The following is a 12356-nucleotide window of genomic DNA, read 5'->3' on the forward strand; positions in this document are numbered from 1 at the left end:
ATATGAGTTCAGGTCTACTTATAGTGTTCGCCGCACACCGCTTGCAAACAAACATCGGACAATATTTTCACCCTGTAATGGCCCTTTCGTATGAGTAAAGCAATGATCTTTCAAACAATGCTGACAAAGATAATTGTCTCGTATCAATGCAAGTTGTCTTGTTCGTTTCCAATCTATTGATTTATAAAAAATTGTTATTGTTTTGTTTCTTTCTGTTGCTGTGTCTTGTGTGCATCACAGTATCGGTCACGGGAGAAGCTGGGGCATCCAGGGGCTGCGCATATTCTTAGAGATTTACGTGGCAATAATATCACCTCTTTAATTGCTAAAAAAATGCTCTTTTTAAAGAGCATTAATTTTGTAGATATTTTGTTATATTGTTTATACAATGCGTTCCTTTTGAAATAGCCCAACCAACACTGAAATCATTCACACCTAATAAACCAAGATCAATATCTCTATTAATTGTTATGATTGTTTCTATTTCTTCACGAGTTTTTCTACTAATTATATTATTTGCAACTAAGGAGTTTAGTGCTTTATATATATCGCCTTCTAGTTTAAGCTCTTCTTTTTGACAAAGATCTTCGACGAGTTCAAATATTCTTCGGGTAATTTTATCTAACTTCTCCTGAGAATTAACTGGTTCTATGACAGTTAATTCATCTGAGTCCTCTACTTTAAATTTTGTTTTGTAGTTGGATAAGTCTTCTCTTACATCTTCACTTACATCTGAATTTAAAGACGTTATAAAATCTTTTGGGGTAATATGTGCAAAATCCTTACCAGTTTGTATAAAGAATTCTTCAATTAATTCACGCCTTGCAACTATGGGGTTTTCATTATTATCCTTATAGACCCAATCACTTTTTTTATCCCCACTAACAAAAACCACATCAGTGTCCAGTTGAAGAATTGAAGACCATATAATAAAATCTCCTGAACTATTTTCCTCTTTAGGATTATCTTTATATCCCGGCGGAATTTTATTTTTAAAACGTTTTTCAGCCTCTTTCATCAGATCCTCATCGGTTTTTCCATCCGGTGGGAAAATAATCGTCTCTTGTGCAATTTCCAGAATACTATCCAAGAAATGGTCTTCATAAAAAAGTTTTTTTAGATGGTCTCTTAGCTCAACTAATCCATCCTTATATTCTTTAAGGGCACTATGATGATTCTCTTGTAGAGTCTCAATATTCTTAAGGATATCTTTTCCTTCAAGCATGGGAACACGTTCTCTTATTGGATTTTTGTCTCTTTGTAACTTAGATATGACCTGGTCTATATCATTCATTCGTTGTTTAATTTCTTTTGTTCTATTCTTAGAAAATTCCTTTATAACTTGTAAAGGAATTCTAAGTCTATCTTCACCTTTTAATCGCTGTAAAGTTGTTAAAACTTTATTAACTGTTACTTCTCTCCACTGATAAGCGGCTAGTAAAACGTTAGTATCAATTACAATTGTCGCATCTTTTAGCAACTCAGAAGCTGGTTTTGGTTGATATAAGTATCGTTTCCAATCCTTCATTCATAACTCTCCTACAAAATTTTTCATTCTTATATATTATCGGTTAAGCATATCAAAAAGAAACCAATCGCGAAATTTGTCGAACGATTCCCTTTAAATCACATATTTATTCTTTCTAAACTGCCACCGCACTCAAGCCGTTAACCGCCAATAGTCTATCCTGAGATTTACCGGAATCAGTTTACAGAGAACATGAAAAAGCACCCTATAAAGGGTGCTGAATCTATAATGATGCTTTATTGATTTAGAAGCCATTTTATACGTTCAACTGAAGCTATGTAGTGTAGTATTATTAAACAAAAAAAGATAATACTAACTGTTTTTAAATCACTAAAGTAAATCGCCGCAACAGCTATTGCGAAGATCAGTAATTCAATAATCAATCTTATAACTCCATTTACGGCTATTACAGTTTGACCACTTCGGCTTGGATCGTTAGGTACTGCAAATACAGTCCAAATTAGCATTGCTAATATCGGTAATACTAAAGTTAAAACATATCTTAAAAAACCATTGAAATGACTCCAAGCAAATAACCCGATAAAGATTAGTGCAGCAACTTCAAGCAAAAATCTTAGAAGTAAATTAATTTGGTTCAAATTATTCAGCTCCAAATACTCTAATTCTTTGGTGACTATTACTTCAAGGTTATTTGTTCAATTTCTTTAATAGATTCTTTTAAATGGTTTGAGCTTTTTTCTAGATGTTCAATTATCCCTTGTAATTCTTCGGTTCTTTCTTTTTCAAATTCTTCTGATACAGTATTGGTTACTTTTCTTAAAGCAATGTCCTCATCAATTAATTTTTGTATTATTTTTGAAAGTCTATACTTCTCTTGATGTTTCAATTTCCTCACCTCCCACCTTATTATCGGTTAAGGATCGTGACAAAGGAGCTATTTGCAGAATTTGTCGAACGAAAAACTACTCAAATACATATCCTAAGAAAATTCAATATAAGACCGTGAAACCTTTTGCAATCATCTATTAAAAGATACACTCTATTTTGCTTTTTATTAATATTAAGGTTCAAAAAAATAATTGAATCTTTATCTTCTTTATTTCTAATAACCCGATTATTGTGCACAATAATATTTCTAATTCTATTCCAGTGCCTTATTTTATTCCATTCAGGTGTATTTTTTAAGTCTCTAACTTGAACAACCTTAGTTAAATACAAAACAGCTCTTTCAATACCATTTCCTGATATATCTTTTAGATCGATCTTATAACCATGTTTTGTTTTATAAGCATTGCAAATTAAATTAAGAAAGTATTCAAAATCACCATATATTCCAGTAAATAACGCACTGGAAACAGAAGGAATTATAATCGGCTCTATTAATAAATGTTCACCGTTTGAATTGTTTCTAGCCTCAACATCTTCTTTTGTTTTTTCATAAAAATACTTAAAGGTTGTTTCGTAATTCTGAAATGTCGATGCAATATCCATATAAACAGCGAACAAGTCACTAGATAAATCATTTCCTTTACTTACGGCATCTTGTACAAATGAAAACTGATCCAAGTTAATCCCCTCCTACCTTATTATCAATGAAAGGAAAGGACAATGGAATAGTATGCAGAATTTGTCTAAAAAAGTTTAGGCAATCTAATCTTTTACGCCCTTATGTTAATCACTTTTTAAAGATTGATCTCACCCATACTCCGAGAGGAAGCCAAGTATAGCAAGATCGCACAATGAAACACGATATCACTATTCTCCCGATACGGACGCCTCAGACTAGCTGCTATCCAGGTTCAGAATGCTCCTCTCGTTTTGGCTTCATTCCTCAACACCTTTGTTCCGTATCCGAATTCGTCTTGATAAGAGAAAGACGCTTTAATCGTATATTTCGATAAGTTTTATTTATCGCATTTCGTCGATAGGTTAAGTTTATCGAGATTTCAAACATAAATAATCCCCCTTTTTGTCCCCTAAAATGTCCCCTGTTTTGTCGGGAATTTGTCACTTAGTTTTCGTTTTACACCCAATAAAATAAATAAAAAAGAGCAGACCGAAGTCTGCTCCCTTCAAAAGTTTATGATTTGTCATTATCAGATAGCCTTAGAACCGTAATACTCAATAATATTAAGCCTATAAACGTGCCGTATTTTCCGGTATCTATATCTGTGAGTGGAGCTACAATATATTCAATCAGGAATATAATAATAGCTATTGAGACTAATATACGATTCATTTGACATTACCGCCTTAATAATTAACCATTTCTCCAAGGTACAACAACAGGGGTACCAATTATCCAATTATAAGAAATTCCGTACTTTCCATTATCGGATACTTTTTTTATGGCATACTTACCAGCAAACATTGCCCCTGCAATTGCTCCAGCATATACTGAAATCCCAGGTATTTTTTTTATCAATGCTGCTATCCCGGCGATAGCCCCTGCTATACCGTCAGCATCCTCAACAATATCTAAGAATTTTTTAATTACACACGAATTCATGCTCACCTTGACTATAGGAATTGCTACCGAAACACCTTGTTTCCCTCTACATTTTGCTAGAGTTGACATCTCACTTGATTCATCAGAAATATTAACTGTAGCAGAATCGACTAGTGTTCGATGGCCATCAGTTAACAAATATTGATCAACTTTAATCGACTCTTTAGAGGTTCCTTTATCTAGAGTTTTTTGATCAATAAAATACTGTTTTCCGCCATATTCGATTGTATAAGATGCTTCACCTTCAGACTGACTTATAACATTCATTCCAGAAACATTGGTTTTTACCTTTCATCGATGTCTTAGCATAAGAAGGAAGTGCAAATCCGCAGACTAAACTCAATACAAGAAGCAAGCTTACTATTTTTGTTTTCAAATTATTATCCTTCCTTTAAGGAGACTAACATAGTCATAATGAAAAATACACCATATAACGTTAAAATAGGAAATCCCATCTACACAACTGCTTACTACAAAAAGACACTCAGATTATTCCGAGTGCTGTAGCAATGCGAACAATGGCACGCTGTTTTATTTCATAACAGGTGCCCTTCTTCATGCCGAGTTCCATATAAATATGAATGTCTTTCGTTTGGCTGGCTGCTAAGTATTTTTTCTCAAGGATCATGCGTTCTTCATCGTCCAGGCTGTTTTCTAACGCCCTTTCCATCTGCTTAACCTTCAGTTCATTTAATATGAAAGAATCTCTGATTGAAGGAAACGGGCTGATACCAGCGTCAACCGATTCCTTCAAAAATTTAAAGAAAAGTCTAAACGTGGTTTTTCCACAAAAAAGAGGTTCAATTGGCTGTAGCTGAAAAAGATAAACGAATGGATCATCAAAACAAATAAAAAACGAGAATACAATATGGAGTTTATCAATAGCGATGACATACCTTTTTTTACGTGTAGCATATGAATGAGGATTATATCTCCACAATTATGGAGTAATTTTTTTGTGGGTGTTTTGTGGGTGATACTTGATTTATATTAAGATATTAAACTTGTTAAGAAACCAAAAAATCCCCTGACACCAATAGTGCCAAGGGATTGAGAGATTAATACTGAGACATGTATTGTTCGCGCTCCCACGGATGAACCTGTGTGCGGAACATATCCCATTCGATTTCTTTTGCTTCGATGAAGTGTTCGAACAGGTGCTCGCCGAGCGCTGCAACCATGACTTCGTTTGATTTGAATTCGTCGAGAGCTTCCGCCAGTGTCGCCGGAAGGTCTACGATGCCGTTTTCCATGCGCTCTTCTTTGCTCATGACGTAGATGTTGCGGTCAATCGGAGCCGGTGCTTCAAGTTTGTTTTTGATTCCGTCAAGGCCTGCTGCAAGCAATACGCTTAACGCCAGGTACGGGTTTGCCGCCGGGTCTACGCTGCGGACTTCAACACGCGTACTGATGCCGCGGGAAGCCGGGATACGGATCAGCGGGCTTCTGTTTTGCGCGCTCCATGCCACGTAGCAAGGTGCTTCATAGCCCGGAACAAGGCGTTTGTAAGAGTTCACTGTCGGGTTTGTGACAGCCGTAAAGCTTGTCGCGTGTTTTACGATACCGGCAATGAAATGTTTTGCTGTTTCACTCAGCTGAAGATCAGCGTCTTTATCAAAGAATGCGTTAACGCTATCTTTAAAGAGTGATAGGTTGCAGTGCATACCGGAACCGTTTACGCCGAACAGCGGTTTTGGCATGAATGTCGCATGCAGACCGTGTTTGCGGGCGATCGTTTTGACAACCAATTTGAAAGTTTGGATGTCGTCACAAGAACGGATGGCACCGGCATATTTAAAATCGATTTCGTGCTGGCCCGGAGCAACTTCATGGTGAGATGCTTCGATTTCAAAGCCCATTTCTTCAAGCTCAAGCACGATATCGCGGCGGCAGTTTTCTCCCAAGTCAGTCGGAGCCAGGTCGAAGTACCCGCCTTTATCGTTCAATTCAAGCGTCGGTTCGCCTTTTTCATCTAATTTAAACAGGAAGAATTCAGGCTCAGGTCCAAGATTGAAATCGCTGAAACCGAGTTCTTTCATTTCTTTCAGAATCCGTTTGAGGTTGTTACGCGGGTCACCTTCGAACGGCGTGCCGTCCGGATTGTAAATGTCACAGATGAAGCGTGCTACTTTACCTTTTTCAGCCGTCCATGGGAAGATTACAAATGTGTTCAGATCAGGATATAAGTACATATCAGACTCTTCGATACGGACGAAACCTTCGATGGAAGAACCGTCGAACATGCATTTATTATCAAGTGCTTTTTCAAGCTGGCTCACAGGAATTTCCACGTTTTTAATCGTTCCGAGAATGTCTGTGAATTGAAGGCGGATATACTTTACGTTTTCCTCATTTACTAATTTTACGATGTCTTCTCTTGTGTACTTTGCCATTTCGTAAAACTCCTCCTCTAAAAGGTAAATGTATATAGCAAAACAGTTGCTAACGGATTAATGAAAGAATCGGGACATGTCACCTTGGCGGAAAGTATTTCCCCGTTGGAAACGGCCTGCCTGCATCAGTTCGTTTTTCAGAAGCTTTCTGAGTTCGTCATCAGACAGATCGTGCTTCATCGGTTTGGCGGTTTTTTCGGATTTTTCTTCCGGTTCGGCAGATGCCTTATCCAGAATTTGTTTGATCCCCGCCATATTGACGCCTTGTTCAATCAGATTTTTGATTTCTAACAGTTTATCTACATCATGGAATGAAAATAATCGTCTATTTCCTTCGCTTCTCGCTGGAAATATCAATCCATTTTCCTCATAATATCGAATTTGCCGGGCAGAAAGTTCTGTTAACTGCATGACAATCCCAATTGGAAATAAAGGCATTGAGCGGCGAATGTTATCACTCATCTCAATTTCCTCCTTTTCTTATCTTAGTCTCATTATAGGTGATGTTATATTTTGTGTCAATACAATGTAAGGAATCTTAACATCGAATTCTTTGAAAATTGCAAACGACCTAGATCAGCTCTTTTTCCATTAAAGCATTTACGGCGCTGCAAATCGCATTTTTCACGTGCGCGTAGGTTAATCCTCCTTGGACATACGCGACATAAGGCGGTCTGATAGGTCCATCTGCTGATAATTCAATGCTTGCTCCCTGTACGAAAGTGCCCGCTGCCATAATGACATCGTCTTCATATCCCGGCATATAGCTCGGATAAGGCGTCACATGCGCATTAATCGGTGAAGCATATTGTATCGCCTGGCAAAAAGCGATCATCTTATCAGGGTCCTGAAACTCAACTGATTGAATCAGATCCGTTCTCGGCGCATTCCATGCAGGGTTTGACGTAAAGCCGAGCTTTTCAAGAAAACGGGCGGTAAATACCGCTCCCTTCAAGCTTTGCGCCACTACATGCGGAGCGAGAAAGAAACCTTGATACATTTCCTGCAGCGAATAAAGCGAAGCCCCGGCTTCACTTCCGATTCCCGGGGAGGTCATCCGGTAAGAGCAGGCCTCAATCCACTTGGCTTTCCCTACAAGGTAGCCGCCCGTTTTAGCAAGGCCGCCGCCCGGGTTTTTGATCAGGGAGCCGGCCATAAGATCCGCTCCGACGTGGCAGGGTTCCCGCTCTTCTGCAAATTCTCCGTAGCAATTGTCCACAAAAACAATGACATCTTCTTTGATTTCCTTTACGAAACGAATCATCTCTTCAATTTCATTTATTCTGAAAGACGGACGATTCGCATATCCTTTTGAACGCTGGATGCCGATCACTTTTGTATTCGGCTGGATTGCAGCCCGGACCGCTTCAAAGTCCACTCTGCCTTCTGATGTTAAATCGACTGCATTATATCCGATTTGAAATTCCTTTAGCGAGCCTGAATACTCCCCGCCTCTTACTCCGACGATTTCCTCGAGTGTATCGTAAGGCTTGCCTGTTATATAAAGCAATTCGTCCCCGGGTCTCAGCACACCGAAGAGCGCGATTGAAATCGCATGCGTTCCGGAAATGATTTGCGGCCGCACGAGTCCCGCCTCTCCTCCGAACACATCAGCATAGATCTTCTCCAGTGTATCTCGTCCGATATCATCATAACCGTATCCGGTTGAAGGCGTAAAATGCGTATCGCTTACTTTATGTTTTCTGTAGCTTTGCAGGACTCTCCATTCATTCCGTTCACTGATTTCTTCTATTCTTTTATGAACGGCGGAGATTTCCGCTTCTGTTTCTTCGGCGGTTTTTTGTAAAAGAGCGCCGTGGGTCAGTGTGTCAAACATGTTGTGTATACCTTCCTTACATGAATTTCTTCAGTTCTCCGAGTATGCTTTGTTCTTCCTGTACATAACCTGAGACTTCGTAGCGTTCATTTTCTTCATTAAAATAAAGGCTGTCGATCATGGTCTCTGATTTGATGCGCGACATCAATTTGCCTTCGGCGGCAGGCACATGAACTTCATACGGCGTCATCAGCTCCCGTCGCAAATAAGCTTCGATTTCCGCTTTTAGTTTTGCTTCATCCCCGGCGATTCTGGCGCTGATCATGATGTGGCCTTCTCCCGCTGTCGGGATGAAGTCAGGAAGTGTCTCATCACGTTTGTTATAAGCGGTCAGCACCGGAATATCATCTGCCTCAAGCTCTTTTAACAGACCGAGGACCGTCTGTTCATGTCCGGCATAATCTTCATTGGATGAATCAATGACATGAATGATCAAGTCTGCTTCCTTCACTTCCTCAAGCGTTGAGCGGAAAGCGGCAATCAGCGTCGTCGGCAGATCCTGAATGAAGCCGACCGTATCAGACAAAAGGACGCTGTAGCCGCTTGGGAGCGCCATCTTTCTCGTCATCGGATCAAGTGTTGCAAACAGCAGATCTTCTTCATAGCTGTCTGAGCTCGTTAATTGATTGAACCATGTTGATTTTCCGGCATTGGTATACCCGACGAGCGCAGCCTGAAGCACGCCGTTCTTTTTTCGTCTCTCCCGATAACGGCTTCTGTGGCGGATAACCGTTGAAAGCTGCACGTTAATTTCGTGTATGCGGTTTCTAATGTGGCGCCGGTCTGTTTCAAGCTTTGTCTCACCGGGCCCTCTCGTCCCGATTCCGCCGCCTTGTCTTGAGAGATTGATTCCTTGTCCGCTCAGACGCGGCAGCGCGTATTGAAGCTGGGCCAATTCGATCTGAAGCTTTCCTTCTCTCGTCTTCGCCCTTTTTGCGAAAATATCCAAAATAAGCTGCGTGCGGTCGATGATCTTCGCTTCAATTGCAGTGGCGAGTGATTTAAGCTGACTCGGTGACAGTTCATCATTAAAAATGACCAGATCCGCTTCAAGCTCTTCACACAGCGCCTTCAGCTCGTCTACTTTCCCCTTGCCTATATATGTAGCGGCATCCGCTCTGTTCCGTTTTTGCGTAATCCGGGTCAGCACCGTTCCGTCAGCCGTTTTTGTCAATGAAGCAAGCTCTTCCATGGAATGTTCAAAGTGCTCATCTGTCATGTGCGGAAGCTGGCAGCCGACCAAAATGACCGTTTCTTTTTTTCCTTCCTGTTCGTTCAAATGGATGTTCCTTTCTGTGTCGTATTGGGCAGTAGTACTATCATACCAAACCCGCAGGGCGTATACCACACATCCGGCGGGTTTTAAAGAGAGAAATAAAAAATAGACCCCTCAGACCGGCTGAGAGGTCTATTCGTGAGCTGCCGCCTCATCTTTTATAAGTAAATCCTGGCTCTTGATCGTCATTAAATCGTTTTTTAAATATTGGTCTCCCATTAAAAGTCTCATGGCCTGAGCGCGGATCGATTTTTCAATCACGTTTCTGACAAAGCGCCCGTTGCTGAATTTAATGGGGCTTGTCGTGCTTTTCACTGTCATTAAGTAATCTTTTAACTTCCACTCGGCTTCCTGGCTTAATTGATACTCACGCTCTGCTATCATGCGCTTTGCGATGTCCATCAGCTGAGTGACAGAGTAATCCGGAAAGTCGATGCTGATAGGGAAACGCGATTGCAGGCCGGGATTTAATGACAGGAAATGTGTCATTTCTCTCGAGTACCCTGCCAGAATCAGAATAAATTCATGCTGTTTGTCTTCCATATGCTTGACAAGCGTATCAATCGCCTCTTTACCGAAATCCTTTTCTCCGCCTCTTGCAAGTGAGTATGCCTCATCAATGAATAAAATGCCGCCGAGCGATTTTTTAATCAGATCTCTCGTTTTTTGCGCCGTGTGTCCGATGTATTCACCGACCAGATCGGCACGTTCCGCTTCGATCAGATGTCCTTTGGAAAGCACGTTCATTTCGAAGAAAAGCTTGCCGATCAGTCTCGCGACGGTGGTTTTCCCGGTGCCGGGGTTCCCTTTGAACATCATATGAAGAGCTTGTTTTCCGACTTTCAGCCCTTGTTCGGCCCGTTTTTGGTTGACGAATATCCACGCGTAAATTTCTTTAATATTGCGTTTCATTTCTTCCATACCCACTAATGTGTTCATTTCTTTTTCAATTTCTTTCAGAATGCTGTGTTTGGCTTCATTTTTTTGCAGGGCGGCCTGATATTCCGCCTCAGCTTCCGCATTTGTCAGCACTTGCTTTTGGCCGTTAAGAATGATGTTAATTTGTCCGTTATTTTTATAGGTTACAGCGCGCTCCAACATGCTCACCTCTCTGTTCTCTCTTTATCTTACTCATGATGAAGCGGTTCCGTGACATCCGCCTATCATCATGAGACCCGTTTTCCTTTTTATCTGTCACTTTTTCCGTTCTCTTCGGGAATAATGTTGAATCCTGCGCTTTCCCGAGAAATATTTTTCATTTCTTATTGTATTCAACAAAAACGGGAGGACAAACCATTTATTTTTATTTTCCGGGAAATGTTGGGTGTATTTCTCATTTTTTTCATGAATGACAGCCGTACAAGCACCTTTTGAATATCATCATATGCTGTAATGAGGTGATGGAGAATGGTTAAAATTTTTATAGACCCCGGTCATGGCGGAACTGATTCAGGCGCAACCGGAAACGGACTTCAGGAAAAAGCGGTCACGCTGGAGATCGCGCTGGCTTTGCGCACGATTCTGACGAATGAGTATGAAGGAGTTTCTGTCACAATGAGCAGGACAAGCGATAAGACGGTCAGCCTGACGGAAAGAACGGATGCCGCCAACAGCTGGGGCGCAGATTATTTTTTATCCATTCATATTAACTCAGGAGGCGGAACCGGATTCGAAAGCTATATTTACCCCGGTGTCGGAGCGCCGACCTCGACTTACCAATCAGCCGTCCACACGCAAGTGATTCAAGCATCGGGTTTTAATGACCGAGGAAAAAAAACAGCCAACTTCCATGTGCTGCGGGAGACAAGTATGCCGGCGATTTTGACGGAGAATGGTTTTGTTGATACGTCAGCTGATGCAAACAAACTGAAAACAGTCAGTTTTATTGAAAGCCTTGCAAGAGGACATGCCAAGGGCTTGGAGCAAGCTTTCGGTCTAAAAAAAAAGGCTGACTTATATAAAGTGCAAATCGGTGCATTCAAAGTGAAAGCAAATGCTGATGCGCTTGCCGCCGATGCGGAGTCTAAAGGTTTTGACGCGATTGTGCTTCCAAAAGGCGGCTTATTTAAAGTGCAGATCGGCGCATTCTCTTCCAGAGATTATGCTGAAGCGTTGGCAGCGCGGGCCGAAAAAGCCGGATTTGATGCCTTCATTGTGCAAGACTAAATGAAAAAACCCCTGCTCTCCCTTTTTTGGGACGAACAGGGGTTTTTTGTTATTGAAGTATATCGGCGACAAACTGAGACCAAGCTTCAAGACGCTGATACACATTTTCCTCTTTCAGTTCGCTCAGTTTCATCCAGCGCCCGGCGATTTGATCTTTTTCTTTCACTTCGACTTGTGCCGCAGACGCTAACTGGAGCGCAGAAAGGATGCCGATATGCACCTTCCCTACATCGTTTTCATCATCATTAATCAGGCCGAGTGTGACAATGTTTTGTTTGTCCTCCTCGCGAATGTACAGTTCTTCCGCCAGCTCCCGGTCGGTATTCTGTTTCAGCACTTCCGAAAATGAAGCCGCCCCTTCCATAGGGTTCATGTGTCCGCCGAAGCCGAGAGAAAGCTTATTATGGAGGCGTGATTCCCCTCCGCCCGCGAGCCGTTCATACACAAACACCTCATCATCGCGGCGGATGACGACATACGGAATCGGCTGTTTAAATCGCGGGTCCTCTTCCGCGTCGCCTCTTCTGATTTCAAAAAAATGCGCCTCAATTTGAGCCATAATTTTTACGATACGTTCATCCTCGCTGTTGACTCCCTGAAATGTCAGCATTTCGTTTTGAAAAACGTCACTCCGCGGTGCAGCCAAGATGATTTCATCCATTTTATTCATGCCCGTTCCTCCTGTC

13 protein-coding genes and 1 pseudogene are annotated in these 12356 nt (G+C 41.2%); 1 reads left to right on the top strand and 13 read right to left on the bottom strand.

All coding sequences use genetic code 11. From position 1 onward, the window contains the following. Window positions 1-93: 93 nt before the first annotated feature. From ACWHAR_RS05545 to spoVK, 12 genes and pseudogenes are all read right to left on the bottom strand, one after another. Window positions 94-305: pseudogene (locus ACWHAR_RS05545) on the bottom strand (HNH endonuclease); the annotation flags it as partial. Between the two features lie 47 nt (window positions 306-352). Further along, window positions 353-1528, bottom strand: coding sequence for a PIN-like domain-containing protein (locus tag ACWHAR_RS05550; RefSeq protein ID WP_032875003.1), 1176 nt, complete (start codon window positions 1526-1528; stop codon window positions 353-355). Window positions 1529-1764: 236 nt separating this feature from the next. Next, the gene (locus tag ACWHAR_RS05555; RefSeq protein WP_032875241.1) at window positions 1765-2136 is read right to left on the bottom strand and encodes a YrdB family protein; all 372 of its coding nucleotides are present in this window, start codon (window positions 2134-2136) and stop codon (window positions 1765-1767) included. A gap of 29 nt (window positions 2137-2165) precedes the next feature. Beyond that, entirely contained in the window at window positions 2166-2375 is a 210-nt protein-coding gene (locus ACWHAR_RS05560; RefSeq protein ID WP_025851137.1) for a hypothetical protein, read from the bottom strand. 80 nt (window positions 2376-2455) lie between these two features. Further along, the gene (locus tag ACWHAR_RS05565; protein ID WP_032875001.1) at window positions 2456-3055 is read right to left on the bottom strand and encodes a hypothetical protein; all 600 of its coding nucleotides are present in this window, start codon (window positions 3053-3055) and stop codon (window positions 2456-2458) included. A gap of 694 nt (window positions 3056-3749) precedes the next feature. Further along, on the bottom strand, window positions 3750-4265 hold the full coding sequence (locus tag ACWHAR_RS05570; protein ID WP_032874999.1) for a hypothetical protein: 516 nt from the start codon (window positions 4263-4265) through the stop codon (window positions 3750-3752). Window positions 4266-4482: 217 nt separating this feature from the next. Continuing rightward, complete coding sequence (locus ACWHAR_RS05575) at window positions 4483-4803, bottom strand: ArpU family phage packaging/lysis transcriptional regulator (protein WP_045555048.1); 321 nt, start codon at window positions 4801-4803, stop codon at window positions 4483-4485. Between the two features lie 253 nt (window positions 4804-5056). Then, window positions 5057-6391, bottom strand: coding sequence for a type I glutamate--ammonia ligase (glnA, locus tag ACWHAR_RS05580; protein WP_007410365.1), 1335 nt, complete (start codon window positions 6389-6391; stop codon window positions 5057-5059). 57 nt (window positions 6392-6448) lie between these two features. Beyond that, a complete protein-coding gene (glnR, locus tag ACWHAR_RS05585) occupies window positions 6449-6853 on the bottom strand; it encodes a transcriptional repressor GlnR (RefSeq protein WP_007611631.1) in 405 nt (134 codons plus the stop codon). Between the two features lie 109 nt (window positions 6854-6962). Then, the gene (locus ACWHAR_RS05590; protein ID WP_012117612.1) at window positions 6963-8228 is read right to left on the bottom strand and encodes a methionine gamma-lyase family protein; all 1266 of its coding nucleotides are present in this window, start codon (window positions 8226-8228) and stop codon (window positions 6963-6965) included. A gap of 16 nt (window positions 8229-8244) precedes the next feature. Beyond that, window positions 8245-9507 carry a GTPase HflX gene (hflX, locus tag ACWHAR_RS05595; RefSeq protein WP_015239904.1) on the bottom strand — a complete coding sequence of 421 codons (1263 nt, stop codon included), beginning with the start codon at window positions 9505-9507 and terminating at the stop codon, window positions 8245-8247. A 129-nt stretch (window positions 9508-9636) separates the two neighbouring features. Beyond that, the gene (spoVK, locus tag ACWHAR_RS05600; protein ID WP_015417523.1) at window positions 9637-10605 is read right to left on the bottom strand and encodes a stage V sporulation protein K; all 969 of its coding nucleotides are present in this window, start codon (window positions 10603-10605) and stop codon (window positions 9637-9639) included. A gap of 306 nt (window positions 10606-10911) precedes the next feature. On the opposite strand from spoVK, the gene ACWHAR_RS05605 reads away from it, so the two are divergent. After that, complete coding sequence (locus ACWHAR_RS05605) at window positions 10912-11670, top strand: N-acetylmuramoyl-L-alanine amidase (RefSeq protein WP_032874995.1); 759 nt, start codon at window positions 10912-10914, stop codon at window positions 11668-11670. A gap of 49 nt (window positions 11671-11719) precedes the next feature. Here the strand turns inward: ACWHAR_RS05605 and ACWHAR_RS05610 are convergent, their stop codons facing one another. Beyond that, window positions 11720-12340: a hypothetical protein gene (locus ACWHAR_RS05610; protein WP_032874993.1), complete on the bottom strand. Its 621-nt coding sequence runs from the start codon at window positions 12338-12340 to the stop codon at window positions 11720-11722. Window positions 12341-12356: the final 16 nt, after the last annotated feature.

The sequence above is a fragment of the Bacillus sp. LR--39 genome (assembly GCF_053613335.1).